We start from the raw sequence: 14,121 nt of genomic DNA, 5'->3' as shown, positions 1-14,121 counted from the left end.
CCTGCGCAAACACGCTTGCCGAGCCGATTGTCAGTGGCGGGACCTACCGTCGTTGGCATGACTGAGCAGGGGGTGCGCTGGACCGCGGAGCAGGTGCTGGCACTGGCGCCTGACGCCGCGTCACGCAAAGCGGGAAGCAAACTCGGTACGGCCGGGCCGTGGTCCGAGGCGGGAAGCGGAGAGGGGACGGTGTGGGGGCTGTGCAAGGGCAGTGGCAGCAGGCCGTATCAGACGGTGGTGGACCTCGCCGACGCAACCGGCCCGGCGTACAAGTGCAGCTGCCCGAGCCGTAAGTTCCCGTGCAAGCACGCGCTCGGCCTGCTCCTGTTGTGGGCGGGTGACGACGGCTCGGTGCCGACGTCCGCGCCCCCGCCGGACTGGGCCGAGCAGTGGCTGTCGGGCAGACGCCGGCGCGCCGAGACCGAGCGGACACCCGCCGAGGGCGGTTCCGCGACCGGGGCCACCGATCCGGAGGCGGCGCGGCGCCGGGCCGAGCGCCGCGCCGAGCGGGTCACGGCGGGCGCCACGGAGCTGGAGCAGCGCCTGGCCGACCTGCTGCGCGGCGGCCTGGCCTCGGCCGGGCAGGCGGGGTACGGCCTGTGGGACGAGACGGCGGCCCGCATGGTCGACGCCCAGGCTCCCGGACTGGCCGCGCGAGTACGGGAGTTGGGAGCGATCCCGGCATCGGGCGCGGGCTGGCCGACGCGGCTGCTGGAGGAGTGCGCGCTGCTGCACCTGCTCGACCAGGGCTGGCTGCACCGCGACCGGCTACCGGACGCCCTCGCGGCCACCGTCCGCTCCCGGCTCGGTCTGCCCGCCCCGGCGGACGGCCCGCCCGTGCGCGACCGCTGGCTGGTCCTCGCTCAGTGCGACACAGTGGACCCGAAACTGACGACGCGCCGGATATGGCTGCACGGCGCCCAGTCGGGCCACACTCGGCTGCTCCTCTCCTACGGCGCGGCCGGCCGGGCACCCGAGCTGGCCCTGCCGGTCGGCCTGGCGCTGGACGCGGAGCTGTCCGCCTACCCGGGCGCCGGTCAGTCCCGGGCCGCCCTCGGAGAGCGGTTCGCCCCGCCCGCACCGGCCGCGTTCCGGCCCCCGGGCGTGACCACGGCCGAGGCGGCGGCAGGGTACGGCGAGGCCCTGCGCGACGACCCCTGGCTGGAGTCGGTCCCGGTGACCCTGGACCGGGTCATACCGGTCCCGGACGGCGACCTGTGGCAGCTGGCCGACGCCGACACGGACTCGGCCCTGCCACTGTCCCGAGCCGCCCGCTCCCGCCCCGGTCTGTGGCGCCTGGTCGCCCTGTCCGGCGGCGCGCCCGTCACGGTCTTCGGCGAGTGCGGCCACCGCGGCTTCACCCCGCTCACGGCCTGGCCGCAGGGTACGGGCGAGGCGGTGACGCTGTGCTGACCCGGCCGCCCTCGAAGGACCTGGGACGCACCCGCCACAAGGGCAGCCACACCGCCCAGCCCGCGAGCCCCGTCGACAGCCGCACCCCGCAGCACGCCAACTCCCCCGACGGCCGCACCCCGCAACCCGCCAACTCCACCGACAGTCACACCCCGCAACCCGCCGACCTCGTCGGCACGCGCACTCGGCAGCCCGCCGTTCACTCCGGCACGCGCCTTCGCCAGCCGTTTGGACACACCCCTCGGAAGGGACGGTCATGAACGCGACCCCAGCCGCGACGCCTCCCACCAATCCCACCCAGACACCCCCGACCCCTTCCGCAAGCGCCACCCCGACACCCTCGACGCCCTGCCCCAGCACCGCCCCAACACCCGCGGCGCCTCCGACAAACCCTGTTCAGACAGCCGAAGCACGTCCCCCGGGGCCCGCTCAGACACCCGCGGCGTTCCCAGCACGCCCCTCCCGGACCTCCGCGACGCCCCCCGCGGCCGCCTGGGAAGACCTGGTCACCCATGCCCTGCTGGGCACCGACCGGCGTCCTCCGGCGCACGGGGCGCCCGGCCGGGCGGCGCCCGTGGCCCTGCTGGACGCGGCCGCCGTGGCGACCGTACGGCGGCGGGCCGGGCTGCGACCCGCGCGGGCGGCGCGGCGGCCGGAGCCGGCCCCCGAGGACCCGCGCCCGGCGCTGCCCGCCGCCGCGGCCCGCAGGCTCGCGCTGCTGCTGGCCGACCGTTCCGGCGGCACGGCCGGCGGTCGGCGGGGCAGCTCTCCGGACCTCATGGAGCTGCTCCCGCAGTGGCTCGCGGCTGCCAATGCGCTCGGCTACGCGGCACCTGCGCAGGCGCTCCCGGCGCTGCTGGACGCGGCCCGGGGCCGTACGGACCTGCGTCCGGCGGCGCTGGCGTTCGCGGGCCCGCGGGCACTGTGGTTGGCCCGGCTGAACCCGGACTGGCGTTTCGCCCTGCGCGCGGCCCCCGGCGGCGGCGCGGCGCTGCCCGACCCGGGGGACGCCGAGGCGGTGCGCCGACTGTGGCAGGAGGGGCTGTTCGCCGAGCGGGTGGCCCTGCTGGGTGCGCTGCGCGCCGGTACGCCGGCACTCGCGCGTGACCTGCTGACCTCGACCTGGGCGACGGAGCGGGCGGAGGACCGGCTGATGTTCCTCGACTCGCTGCGCACGGGCCTGTCCGCCGCGGACGAGCCGTTCCTGGAGCAGGCGTTGGGCGACCGCAGCCGCAATGTCCGTGCGACGGCCGCCGAGTTGCTGTCGGCGCTGCCGCACTCGGCGCTCGCCGCGCGCATGGCCGTACGGGCCGCGGCATGTGTGGCCCTGGATCGCATGGGCCACTCGCCGGCGATCGTCGTGGAAGCCCCGTTCGAGTGCGACTCCGGCATGGAGCGGGACGGTGTGGTGGCCAGACCGCCCGCGGGCAGAGGGGAACGCTCCTGGTGGCTGGGTCAGTTGGTGGAGGCGACGCCCCTCGGTACGTGGCCGGAGCGGCTCGGCGGACGGACCGCGCGGGAGATCGTGGCGCTGCCGGTGGCGGACGGCTGGCAGGGCGAGCTGCACGCGGCCTGGTGCCGGGCGGCGGTACGGCAGGGGGACGCCGCCTGGTCGAGGGCGCTGCTCGGTTCGCCGTCGGCGCCGGAGGCGGGCGGGCCGGGGTCGGTCTCCCTGGCGGAACGGGCGAAGCTGCTGGCCGCCCTGGACCCGGCCGAACGAGCCGAGTGGGTGGCCGGATTCATCGCGGCCCACGGCCTGTCGGAGGCTTTCCAGCTGCTCGGCGTGTGCGCGGTGCCCTGGGCTCCGCCGTTGGGCCGGGCGGTCGTGGACGCCCTCAACATCGCCCGGGACGCGGGCAGTTACCCCTGGAGCTTCAGCGGGGTGATGGGGCTTGCGGAGCGCTGCCTGGACCCGGCGGAGACGACCCGCCTGGAGGCGCTGCTGGCGATACCGGACGAGCGGGAGGACGCGGCGCCCGGGGCCGGTGGCTACTGGGCGGAGGCCTTCCAGCGACTGGTCACCACGCTGCGGTTGCGGGCGGAGATGGCGGACGAACTCAAGCCCGCCCCACCCGCTCAACCACCGCAGACACCCGGCCGACCGGCATGAAAACACGCCCAACCGCCGCAGGCACGTACGCAGCCGTCACAAGCACCCGCTCAACCACCGCAGACACCCGACCGACCGGCATGAAAACACGCCCAACCGCCGCAGGCACGTACGCAGCCGTCACAAGCCCCCGCTCAACCACCGCAGACACCCGACCGACCGGCATGAATACACGCTCAGCCGCCGCAGGCACCGCAGCCGTCGCGGGCGCCCGCTCAACCGCGGCAGGCATCGGCTCAGCCGCCGCGGGCGCCCGGTCAGCCGCCGGACGCGGCCGGCTGACGGACGTTCGCCCGGACCCACTCCACGATCGATGCGGTCGTCGCCCCGGGGGTGAAGATCTCGGCGACGCCCTTCTCCTTCAGCGGCGGGATGTCCTCGTCCGGGATGATGCCGCCGCCGAAGACGAGGATGTCCTCGGCGTCCCGCTCCTTGAGCAGCTCGATGACCGCGGCGAACAGCGTGTTGTGCGCACCGGACAGGATGGACAGGCCGATCGCGTCGGCGTCCTCCTGGATGGCGGTGTCGACGATCTGCTCCGGCGTCTGGTGGAGCCCGGTGTAGATGACCTCCATACCGGCGTCGCGCAGGGCGCGCGCGATGACCTTGGCCCCACGATCGTGGCCGTCGAGTCCCGGCTTGGCCACCACCACACGGATCGGACCGGCTGCCACACCCATCACTGCCTCCAAAAAACGACCACGGAAGCGATCGCTTCCGTCCGTAACGACAAGTACCGCACTTTTGGCGCGTTCCGCCACCCGTCGTGAAGTGAACGAACGTTATCCCCAGCATCCCGCAACCGGCGGTTTCACGGTGCCCGGGGAGGGGGAAATCACATGGTGGGACATGCACGGGGGACGGAGCCGCCCTCCGGCGTGCCGACAGGAGGTCGGCCATGAAGGTCACCGGGATACTGCCACTGTTCCTCCCGCTCTGCCGCCGCCTGTGGCCCGGCAGCCTGGCCGGACTCTCCATGGCGCTGCTCAAGGCGACCGCCCTGGAGGCCGCGATCCTTGCCGGTCATCTCCTGCTGTATCCGACGGGCCTCACCCAGGAACGCCGCGCGGCCGCCCTGCCCGAGACGAACGCGTCGGCCGCCGCCGGCACCGTTCAGCTGCCGGTGCGGCCCGGCCCGCCGGTCGTGCTGCTGCACGGTTTCATCGACAACCGCTCGGTGTTCCTGCTGCTGCGCCGCAGCCTCGCCCAGCACGGCAGGCAGCGGGTGGAATCGCTCAACTACTCTCCGCTGACCTGTGACATCCGCGCCGCCGCCGAGCTGCTCGGCCGACACGTCGAGGAGATCTGCGAGCGCACCGGAAGCACGCGGGTCGACATCGTGGGGCACAGCCTCGGCGGGCTCATCGCCCGTTACTACGTGCAGTGTCTCGGCGGTGACCTGCGGGTGCGCACGCTCGTCACCCTCGGCACCCCGCACTCCGGGACCCGGGTGGCACCGCTGGCCAACGCGCATCCGATCGTGCGCCAGATGCGGCCCGGTTCGGAGGTGATCGAGGAGCTGGCCCGGCCCGCGCCCGGCTGCCGTACGCGGTTCGTCAGCTTCTGGAGCGACCTGGACTCCGTGATGGTCCCGCTGGAGACGGCCCGCCTGGAGCACCCCGACCTCGACGCGCAGAACGTCCGGGTGAGCGGCATCGGGCATCTCGCCCTGCCCGTGCACCCCGCCGTCGCGACCGGGATACGCGAGGCCCTCGACACCGCACAGCCGGGGGAGCGGCTGGCCGACGGCCTGACGGTGGCCTAGCGGCCGCGGCCCGGCCGTGCGGGCCACCCCACCGGCCGGGCAGGCCGAAGGGGCCGACAAGGGGGCCGAAGGGGCGGAGAAGCGGACCGGAGGGCGGACACGCGGGCCGGACGGGTGGAGAAAAGGCGCGGCACAGCCTGCGCGTAGGTGACTCATTGTCACCCAATATCGAACACTCTTCGAACACAAGGCCAAACTCGCGCCCGGCGTCCCCCGAAACACGGCCGAATGCCCGTTTCCCGTCCACACGAAACAGGCCGAAGATTGTCGCGCCCGCGTACCGCCGGGTACAGTCGCCGCACTGCTCTGGCAGCCCCTGTTGTCGAGGCGAAAGAGAAGTTGGTGAACGACCGTCACCCGTCGGGGATCACGACTACCCCGGCCCCGGCTTCCGACGCCTCCACCCCGCACTACGCGCCGTACGGCACACCGGAAGTCTCCTACGACGACCTCACCACGTACGGCGACTACGAAGCCACCGGTTTTACGGGCGCTTCCACCGGCACCATGGCCTTCGCCCACGACCCCCTCTTCGGCAGCTTCCCGGGCAGCGAGCAGAGCACCGGCGGCTACGACTCCACGCAGTGGCAGACCGGCACCGCCCAGACGCTGCACCACGACCCGTACGCGGCGCAGCAGCACGCCGCCTACGACTCCGGTGGGTACGACACCACCGCGTGGACGGTTCCCGCGCAGGCCACCGGGAACGACGTGAGCGGTCAGTGGGACGCGAGCGCCTGGCTCCAGCCCGACCAGTCCGTCGGCGCCGACCCCACCCAGCAGTGGGAGTGGGGCACCCAGACGTTCGACACGGGCGCGTACGACGCCACGCAGTGGAATGTGGCCGGCCAGGCCGTGCCGACGGGGCCCGAGCAGGTTGGTGAACCGTTCGACCAGCAGGCCACCGCCACCTTCGAGCAGGTCGGCGACGCGCACGCGACCGCGCCCTTCGAGCACGTGCCGTACGAGGACGCCGCCTTCGAGGAACAGCACGGCGACGAGGCAGAGCCGGCCGCCACCGGTGAACTGCCCGCGGTGCAGCTGCTGGACGAGCAGGAAGAGGTCACGCCGGCCCCGGCGACCCGCGCGGGCTCGCGCGGCGCGACGCGTTCCCGACGTCGTACGCCCGCCAAGCGTTCCGCGCTGCTGACCGTCGCCGTGCCCTCGGCCTGTGTGATGGGGGTCGCCGGGATCGCCGCGGCCTCGGTCGGCGCCCTGACCGACGACTCCAACGACACCACCGCCTCCGCCGCGGACGCGCACGCGGTGCAGCCGTCGGTCGCCAACAGCAAACTGGACACCCAGCTCAAGACCCTCTCCGCCGGGGCCGACGACTTCGCCGACCGCGCCAGCCGCACCCAGGAGCGGATCGACCTCAAGGTGCAGCAGGAGCTGGAGAAGAAGAAGGCCGCGGCGGAGGCCGCGCTCAAGGAGCGGCTGCGCCCCAAGTTCGCGCTGCCGGTCGAGCAGCGGGGGCTCAGCGCCTACTACGGCCAGGCGGGCGTGAACTGGATGTCGGTGCACACCGGCATCGACTTCCCCGTCTCCTACGGCACCACGGTGATGGCCGCCACCGACGGCACCGTCACCACCAAGTGGAACAGCGCCTACGGCAACATGATGATCGTGACGGCGAAGGACGGCACGGAGACCTGGTACTGCCACCTGTCCAGCTACCGCGTGGCCTCCGGTACGACCGTCAAGGCCGGTGAGCCGATCGCCTACTCGGGCAACTCCGGCAACTCCACCGGCCCGCACCTGCACTTCGAGGTACGGCCGGCGGCCGGAGCGGCCATAGACCCGCTGCCGTGGCTCCGTAGTCACGGACTCGATCCGACGTAGGACCCGGGGGCTTCGTCCCCAGGCCCCCGCTTCTACAGCTTCTCCACCGGCGCGTACCGCAACAGCAGCCGCTTCGGCTTGGTGTCGCCGAAGTCGATCGTCGCCTCCGCGTTCGCGCCCGTGCCCTTCACCCCGACGACCGTGCCGAGCCCGAACTGGTCGTGGGTGACCCGGTCCCCGACGGCCAGCGCGACCACCGGCTTCTCCGCGGTGCGCCGGGTGGCGAACCCGGAGGCGCCCGACGCCGAGGAGCGCGAGCGGGTCGAGGACAGCGAGGCCGCGATCCCCGAGGCCGGACCGGAGGACACCGGCGCCGTCGCGCCCATTCGCTTCCACTGCACGTGGGCGGCCGGGATCTCCTCCAGGAAGCGGGAGGGCGGGTTGTACGACGGCTGGCCCCAGGCGCTGCGCATCGCCGACCGCGTCAGGTAGAGCCGCTCCCGCGCCCGTGTGATGCCGACGTACGCCAGGCGCCGCTCCTCCTCCAGCTCCTTGGTCTGGCCGAGGGCGCGCATGTGCGGGAAGACGCCGTCCTCCATGCCGGTCAGGAACACGACCGGGAACTCCAGGCCCTTGGCCGTGTGCAGGGTCATCAGGGTGATGACGCCGTCGCCGTCCTCCTCGTCGGGGATCTGGTCGGAGTCGGCGACCAGGGCGACCTGTTCGAGGAAGTCGGCGAGCGTCCCCTGCTCGCCCTCGCCGCGTTCCTGCTCGAACTCCAGGGCCACGGCGGCGAGTTCCTGGAGGTTCTCGATACGGGTCTCGTCCTGCGGGTCGGTCGACGCCTGCAACTCGGCCAGATAGCCGGTGCGTTCGAGCACCGCTTCCAGGACGGTCGCCGGACCCGCGCCGGACTCGACGATCGTGCGCAGCTCCTCCATCAACGCGTTGAACCGCCTGACCGCGTTGGTGGAGCGCGCGGCCATGCCGTACGCCTCGTCGACGCGCTTGAGCGCCTGCGGGAAGCTGATCTTCTCGCGCTGGGAGAGGGCGTCGATCATCGCCTCCGCACGCTCACCGATGCCCCGCTTGGGCACGTTGAGGATCCGCCGCAGCGGTACCGAGTCCTCGGGGTTGGCGAGGACACGCAGGTAGGCGAGGACGTCCCGGACCTCCTTGCGCTCGTAGAAGCGCACGCCGCCGACGACCTTGTAGGGCAGGCCGACGCGGATGAAGACCTCTTCGAAGACACGGGACTGGGCATTGGTGCGGTAGAAGACGGCGACGTCCCCGGCCTTCGCCTCGCCCGCGTCGGTGAGACGGTCTATCTCGTCGGCGACGAACTGGGCCTCGTCGTGCTCGGTGTCGGCGACGTAGCCGGTGATCCGCGCGCCCTGGCCGGCGTTGGTCCACAGGTTCTTCGGGCGGCGGGATTCGTTGCGCTCGATGACCGCGTTGGCGGCGGACAGGATGGTCTGCGTGGAGCGGTAGTTCTGCTCCAGCAGGATCGTCGTCGCGTTCGGGTAGTCCTCCTCGAACTGGAGGATGTTGCGGATCGTCGCACCCCGGAAGGCGTAGATCGACTGGTCCGCGTCGCCCACGACGCAGAGTTCGGCGGGCGGGAGGTCGTACTCGCTGGGCGGGGTGTCGACGTCCTCGGCGGCGCGTTCGCCCGTGCCCACCAGCTCGCGCACCAGCGCGTACTGGGCGTGGTTGGTGTCCTGGTACTCGTCGACCAGGACGTGCCGGAAGCGGCGGCGGTAGTGCTCGGCGACGTCCGGGAAGGCGCGCAGCAGGTTGACCGTCGTCATGATCAGGTCGTCGAAGTCGAGCGCGTTCGCCTCGCGCAGCCGCGACTGGTACAGCGCGTAGGCCTGGGCGAGGGTCTTCTCGAAGCCGTCGGTGGCCTGGGCGGCGAAGTCCTCCTCGTCGATCAGCTCGTTCTTCAGGTTGCTGATCTTGGCGCTGAAGGACTTGGGCGGGAAGCGCTTGGGGTCGAGGTCCAGGTCGCGGCAGACCAGGGCCATCAGGCGCTTGCTGTCGGCGGCGTCGTAGATCGAGAAGGAGGAGGTGAAGCCGAGCTTCTTCGACTCGCGGCGCAGGATCCGCACACACGCGCTGTGGAAGGTCATCACCCACATCGCGTTCGCGCGCGGGCCGACGAGCTGCTCGACGCGCTCCTTCATCTCGCCCGCGGCCTTGTTGGTGAAGGTGATCGCGAGGATCTGGCCCGGGTGGACGTTCCGCTCGGCGAGCAGGTGGGCGATGCGGTGGGTGAGCACGCGCGTCTTGCCGGAGCCGGCGCCGGCGACGATGAGCAGCGGGGAGCCGGCGTGCACGACCGCGGCGCGCTGGTTCTCGTTCAGCCCCTCCAGGAGGGCCGCCGCGTCGATCGCCGGGCGGGGAGCGCCGTCGCGATAGTAGGCGTCCCGGTCCGGCGGCACGTCGAACTTCCCGCCGAACAGATCGTCCGGAAGCGACTCCGGAGCGTGATCGTCCTCGGGCGGTGGCGGAGGCTCCTCCTCACGCCCGCGAGGGTGCTGGAGGTCCGCCAGGAAGCTGTCGTCAAAGAGGCTGCTCATCGCTCTACGAGTCTAGGGCGCCCCACCGACAACCGGTCCCCGTCCCCGGAACACGGCCCCCCGGCGGAGCCCCCGCCACCGGACGCATCCCGGCGAGTCGATCTCCGCCCCATCCGCGCCCATCAGCCCCTCACGCTGCGGAAGCGCCTGTTCACGCCGGTGTGAAACCTGCCCCAGGTCACGGAAATGTATCGGACAAACCGCACACCAACCTTCACAGGAGACACACCAGTTGGCTAAGTTGCCGTCAGGCCGCACGACCCCTCTCCGGCGAACGTCGCCGGGCCGCGCGGCCTCCGCCGAGTCCGGCGCGCCCCCCACGGTGCCCGGAGCCGGGGACCCACCGATCCTGGGGTGAATCGGCCGACTCCCGCCCGGGACGACGCCGTAGGGCAACCCTTCCGAAGCATCCGCCCGAACCCGACAGCTAACCCGGTAGGCGGCACGTTGGAAGGAGTCGCCTCCCTTGGCGTCGCACCGCAAGCCGCGCCCCGGCGGCACCCGTGGACCGGGCCTGCACGGCCCCGCCCTCGCCACCGCCGCCTTCACCTCCGTGGCCGTCCTCTCCCAGACGGCCGAGGCCGCCCCCGCCGACGACGGCAGGCCGAGCGTGGAGGAGGTCGAGAAGAAGATCGACGAGTTCTACCGCCGGGCCGACGCGACGTCGGAGGAGGAACCGGCGGCCAGGCAGCGGGCGCATGCCGAGGACCCGCGTCAGGAGGGCGCCCGGCGCGCGGGCCGGCGCGCCAAGGCCCGGGAGGGGCTGATCCCGTTCGCGGCCGCCCCCGACACGGCTGCCTCTCTCCTCGCGGAGTTTCCGCAGGACCACTTCGCCCAGAACAGGGTGATGAACCGGCTGGCCTCGCGCGTGAAGGACACCACCGAGCGGGGCAAGCCCACGGCCGAGCGGGGCAAGGCCACCAGCAGCCCGCAGACGCCGGCCGCCGCGCACTACGACGTGAAGGCCGCGAAGGCCGCCGTCCAGCACAAGCTCGCCACCACGCGCGAGCTGCTGTCCCGGCTCACCGCCCAGGAGGGCGCGCGCCCTACCGCGGCCGGCCCGCGGCACCTGGAGGAGCCCGGACCGCGGGCGTACGGACCCCGGGGATGGCGGCAGACCACACAGGCCGAGAAGGCGATCGCCTTCGCCCGGGCCCAGATCGGCAAGCCGTACGTGAGCGGTGCCAGCGGACCCGGCTCCTACGACTGCGCCGGCCTCACCCGGGCCGCGTGGAAGGCCGCCGGCGTCACCCTCCCGCGTACCGCCCAGGCCCAGGCCGCCACGGGCACCCCGGTCCCCCTCTCCGACGCGCGCGCCGGTGACCTGGTCTTCTTCCACGACGACAGCAGTCATGTCGGCCTCTGCACGGGCGACGGGATGATGATCCACGCCCCGGAGCCCGGCGCGTACGTCCGCGAGGAGGCCGTCGACCGCGGTGGCGCATCGGTCATCCACAGCGTGGTGCGGCCGGCCTGACCGTTGCCCTCCCGGCCCCCACGGTGTCGGGCCCCTCCCACGCGTACCGGCGTTCTTTCGGTGCACGCACGCGTACCGGCGTTTTTGCGCTCTACGCGCGCGTGCCCTGCCCGGACGGGTGCGCGCGGCTGCTTGGCATCGGGCGCATGCCCGGCATCTCAGGTCTGCGCGCGTGATGGGCGAGGCGGCCCCCCGCGGCCGGGGTCGCCGTGATGGCGACCGGCATCCTGTCGGTGGGCCTGCACCTGGCCGGTGACGAGACGGCCTCCCGGGTGGCGCTGGCGATGACCGGCGTCGCCTGGCCGCCGACTTCGTCCTGCGACTGCTCGGCGAACGGCAGCGATGGATGACCGAGGCGCAGAGTCCGGGGGCGCTGACCGCCGTCGCCGCCACGGCCGTGCTGGGCACCCGGTCTCGGTGCTGGGCCGGCAGACCCTGGCGGAGATCCTGCTGGCGCTCGCGGCGCTGCTCTGGCCGGCGCTGCTGGTCCTCGTCGTACGGCGCTGGAAGCGGCGCATGCCGGGAGCGGTTTTCCTGTGTTGTGTGGCCACACAGGGGCTCGCGGTGCTGGGTGCCACGCTGGGCGCGGCCGAGGGGACGGCGTGGCTCGCGCACACCGCGCTGGCGCTGTTCTGGCTGGGCCTGGTGCTCTACGGCCTCGCCCTGGCCCGTTTCGACCCGCGGCAGGTGGTGGAGGGCGCCGGGGACCACTGGATCGCCGGCGGGACGCTCGCCATCTCGGCGCTGGCCGGGGCGAAGCTGCTCGCCGCCGGCAGTGGGCGCCTGGACCTGTGGAACGACGACGACCGCGGCGTCCTGCGCACGGTGACGGTGGTGCTGCTCGTCCTGGACCTGACCGGGTACCTCGTGCTGCTGGCGGCCGAGGCGACCCGGCCGCGGCCCGGCTACGACACGCTGCGCTGGGCGACGGTGTTCCCGATGGGGATGACGGCGGCCGCCACGCTGTCCGTCGCGGCCGCCGTGCACATCCCGTGGCTCACGGGGCCGGGACGGGTGGTGGGGTGGGTGGCGGTGGCGGCGTGGCTCACGGTCGCCGCCGGTGCGGTGCTCGCGGCCCGGGCCGGCGACGACATCGGCTGAGCGTCAGGTCCACAGGACGGCGATGAAGATGTTCACCGTGGTCAGCAGGCCGACCAGGCCGAACAGCCCCTTGTCGACCCGCTCCTCGTCGCGCTTCACGTAGACCAGGCCGAGGATCACGATCAGCAGGGCCAGCTTCACGCCGATCTTGATGTTGTTGACATGGTGGTCGTCGGCCTGGTTGAGGCCGACCAGGGCCACTCCGGTGACCAGCATGGTCAGGGCGCCGTGCAGCATGCCGGGGACGAACCGGGCGGTGCCCTCGCCCATCGCCTTCATCTGGGTGAGGAAGCCGCCGAGCAGCGCGGCGATACCGATGATGTGCAGGCCGACGAAAAGATGGATGAGTAGGTCCATGGAGCCGGAGCCTAACGAGGGGTACCTGCGCTCTCCGTGACCGGGCCCGGCGACGACGTTGCACCGGTGGCCGCCACGGTGGCCGCGGGGTACGCCCAAGGGAGTTGTGGATCTTGCATATATGCGCCCCATAGCACCCCACGACTCCCGCCGGTCCCACTTTCTCCGCTTCGGTCACCACGCTGCGTGAAGACGACGGCTCCACCCCGCCGAAGCGGTCACATACGGTCACCTCCTGGTCCGTCGAAGTCAGTTCCGTACACCGCGTTACCGACCCGTCACAGAGCGGCCTAGCGTCCTCCCCCAGGTGACCGGCTCCCCACCGCCGCCCGGGCCAGGGGCGGCAGTCGGCCACCTCCGCCGAGAAAGGCCCGGCGGTGGCCCTCTCCCCCTGTGCGGGCCGCCGCCGGGCACACCGACCGCTCGGTCGTACGAGTCCTACGAAAGGACGTGACGGTCCAGGTGGCAGCGCACCGCAAGCCCCGGCAACGCCCGCTCAGCGGCCATACGGCCCGGACGGCCGCCACTCTCGCCCTGGCGGGCGCGGCCACCGCGACGGGCTTCGACGGGACGGGACACGCCGAGCCACAGCTGACGCCCGCCCAGGTGAGGGAGAAGGTCGACAAGTTGTACGAGGAGGCGGAGGCCGCCACCGAGAAGTACAACGGGGCGAAGGAGAAGGCCGAAACGGCCCAGCGCCGGGTGAACGCGCTGCGGGATCAGGCCGCCCGCAAGCAGGCGAAGCTCAACTCGGCCCGGGAAGCGCTGGGTTCGATCGCGGCGGCGCAGTACCGCGACGGCGGCATCGACCCGGCCTGGCAGCTGGCCCTGTCCAGCGACCCCGACCAGTACCTGGAGGGCGCCGCGTTGGCGGAGCGGGCCGGAGACCGGCAGGCCGCAGCCGTGTCACGGGTGCGCGAACAGCTCCGGGAGATCGAGCGGCTGCGCGGCGCCGCACAGATCGAGCTGAAGTCCCTGCGCTCACGGCAGGCGGAGCTGAAACGGCAGAAGACGACCATCACCGGAAAGCTCGGCGAGGCCCGGCGGCTGCTGGCGCGGCTCACCCCGCGGCAGCGGACCGAGGTCACCGGTGACCGCGCCCCGACCGGACACGTCTCCCGGTCGGCCTCCGACACACGGCAGGCACTGGAGCGGGCCGTGTCCACCGCGGCCCCGAGCACCCGCGCCGCGGCGGCCGTCTCCTACGCCTACGCCAAGCTCGGCAGTCCCTATGTGTGGGGTGCGACCGGCCCGAACGCCTTCGACTGCTCGGGCCTGGTCCAGGCCGCCTACCGTTCTGCCGGCATCTCCCTGCCCCGCACCACCTACGCCCAGATCAACGCGGGCCGGCGCGTCTCCCGCTCCGAACTCCAGCCCGGTGACCTGGTGTTCTTCTACTCCGGTGTCAGCCATGTCGGGCTCTACGTCGGAGGCGGCCGGATGATCCACGCCCCGAACCCGTCGGCACCGGTCCGGCTGGCCCCGATCGACGAGATGCCGTTCGCCGGGGCCACCCGGGTGGCGTGAGGGCGTT

The 14,121-nt window shown here is 72.7% G+C and carries 11 protein-coding genes and 1 riboswitch; of the genes, 8 read left to right on the top strand and 3 right to left on the bottom strand.

Going from position 1 to position 14,121, the window contains the following annotated elements:
* Window positions 1-57: 57 nt before the first annotated feature.
* The gene (locus ACGFRF_RS13330) at window positions 58-1,413 is read left to right on the top strand and encodes an SWIM zinc finger family protein (protein ID WP_393739217.1); all 1,356 of its coding nucleotides are present in this window, start codon (window positions 58-60) and stop codon (window positions 1,411-1,413) included.
* A 502-nt stretch (window positions 1,414-1,915) separates the two neighbouring features.
* A complete protein-coding gene (locus ACGFRF_RS13325) occupies window positions 1,916-3,523 on the top strand; it encodes a DUF5691 domain-containing protein (RefSeq protein WP_393739373.1) in 1,608 nt (535 codons plus the stop codon).
* 257 nt (window positions 3,524-3,780) lie between these two features.
* On the opposite strand, the gene ACGFRF_RS13320 is transcribed toward ACGFRF_RS13325, so the two are convergent.
* Window positions 3,781-4,203 (bottom strand): cobalamin B12-binding domain-containing protein, encoded by a 423-nt coding sequence (locus ACGFRF_RS13320; RefSeq protein WP_393739215.1) that lies wholly within the window; start codon window positions 4,201-4,203, stop codon window positions 3,781-3,783.
* Window positions 4,204-4,421: 218 nt separating this feature from the next.
* Here ACGFRF_RS13320 and ACGFRF_RS13315 point away from each other — a divergent pair, with 218 nt between their 5' ends.
* Together ACGFRF_RS13315 and ACGFRF_RS13310 are read left to right on the top strand one after the other, a co-directional pair.
* Entirely contained in the window at window positions 4,422-5,288 is an 867-nt protein-coding gene (locus ACGFRF_RS13315) for an esterase/lipase family protein (protein WP_393739213.1), read from the top strand.
* 342 nt (window positions 5,289-5,630) lie between these two features.
* Window positions 5,631-7,130: a peptidoglycan DD-metalloendopeptidase family protein gene (locus ACGFRF_RS13310; protein ID WP_393739211.1), complete on the top strand. Its 1,500-nt coding sequence runs from the start codon at window positions 5,631-5,633 to the stop codon at window positions 7,128-7,130.
* 32 nt (window positions 7,131-7,162) lie between these two features.
* Here the strand turns inward: ACGFRF_RS13310 and pcrA are convergent, their stop codons facing one another.
* Window positions 7,163-9,652 carry a DNA helicase PcrA gene (gene pcrA, locus ACGFRF_RS13305; protein ID WP_393739209.1) on the bottom strand — a complete coding sequence of 830 codons (2,490 nt, stop codon included), beginning with the start codon at window positions 9,650-9,652 and terminating at the stop codon, window positions 7,163-7,165.
* 287 nt (window positions 9,653-9,939) lie between these two features.
* Window positions 9,940-10,111, top strand: a riboswitch (cyclic di-AMP (ydaO/yuaA leader).
* A gap of 7 nt (window positions 10,112-10,118) precedes the next feature.
* On the opposite strand from pcrA, the gene ACGFRF_RS13300 reads away from it, so the two are divergent.
* The 3 genes from ACGFRF_RS13300 to ACGFRF_RS13290 all read left to right on the top strand — a co-directional run bounded on the left by ACGFRF_RS13300 (window position 10,119) and on the right by ACGFRF_RS13290 (window position 12,230).
* Window positions 10,119-11,129, top strand: a complete 1,011-nt coding sequence (locus tag ACGFRF_RS13300; protein WP_393739207.1) for a C40 family peptidase — start codon at window positions 10,119-10,121, stop codon at window positions 11,127-11,129.
* Window positions 11,130-11,341: 212 nt separating this feature from the next.
* On the top strand, window positions 11,342-11,479 hold the full coding sequence (locus tag ACGFRF_RS13295; protein ID WP_393739205.1) for a hypothetical protein: 138 nt from the start codon (window positions 11,342-11,344) through the stop codon (window positions 11,477-11,479).
* A gap of 67 nt (window positions 11,480-11,546) precedes the next feature.
* A complete protein-coding gene (locus tag ACGFRF_RS13290) occupies window positions 11,547-12,230 on the top strand; it encodes a hypothetical protein (RefSeq protein ID WP_393739203.1) in 684 nt (227 codons plus the stop codon).
* Window positions 12,231-12,233: 3 nt separating this feature from the next.
* On the opposite strand, the gene ACGFRF_RS13285 is transcribed toward ACGFRF_RS13290, so the two are convergent.
* Entirely contained in the window at window positions 12,234-12,587 is a 354-nt protein-coding gene (locus tag ACGFRF_RS13285) for a hypothetical protein (protein WP_393739201.1), read from the bottom strand.
* Window positions 12,588-13,049: 462 nt separating this feature from the next.
* Here ACGFRF_RS13285 and ACGFRF_RS13280 point away from each other — a divergent pair, with 462 nt between their 5' ends.
* Window positions 13,050-14,114 (top strand): NlpC/P60 family protein, encoded by a 1,065-nt coding sequence (locus ACGFRF_RS13280; RefSeq protein ID WP_393739199.1) that lies wholly within the window; start codon window positions 13,050-13,052, stop codon window positions 14,112-14,114.
* Window positions 14,115-14,121: the final 7 nt, after the last annotated feature.

The organism is Streptomyces sp. NPDC048521, from assembly GCF_043199855.1.
Taxonomy (GTDB): domain Bacteria; phylum Actinomycetota; class Actinomycetes; order Streptomycetales; family Streptomycetaceae; genus Streptomyces.
The sequence above is the reverse complement of the archived record's forward strand: the minus strand, read 5'-3'. Positions and strand labels throughout refer to the sequence as shown.

Bases quoted from the DNA above. Each gene is read 5' to 3' on its own strand.
- ACGFRF_RS13330 (WP_393739217.1), top strand. From the start codon at position 58: ATGACTGAGCAGGGGGTGCGCTGGACCGCGGAGCAGGTGCTGGCACTG.
- ACGFRF_RS13320 (WP_393739215.1), bottom strand. From the start codon at position 4,203: ATGGGTGTGGCAGCCGGTCCGATCCGTGTGGTGGTGGCCAAGCCGGGA.
- ACGFRF_RS13315 (WP_393739213.1), top strand. From the start codon at position 4,422: ATGAAGGTCACCGGGATACTGCCACTGTTCCTCCCGCTCTGCCGCCGC.
- pcrA (WP_393739209.1), bottom strand. From the start codon at position 9,652: ATGAGCAGCCTCTTTGACGACAGCTTCCTGGCGGACCTCCAGCACCCT.
- ACGFRF_RS13295 (WP_393739205.1), top strand. From the start codon at position 11,342: ATGGCGACCGGCATCCTGTCGGTGGGCCTGCACCTGGCCGGTGACGAG.
- ACGFRF_RS13285 (WP_393739201.1), bottom strand. From the start codon at position 12,587: ATGGACCTACTCATCCATCTTTTCGTCGGCCTGCACATCATCGGTATC.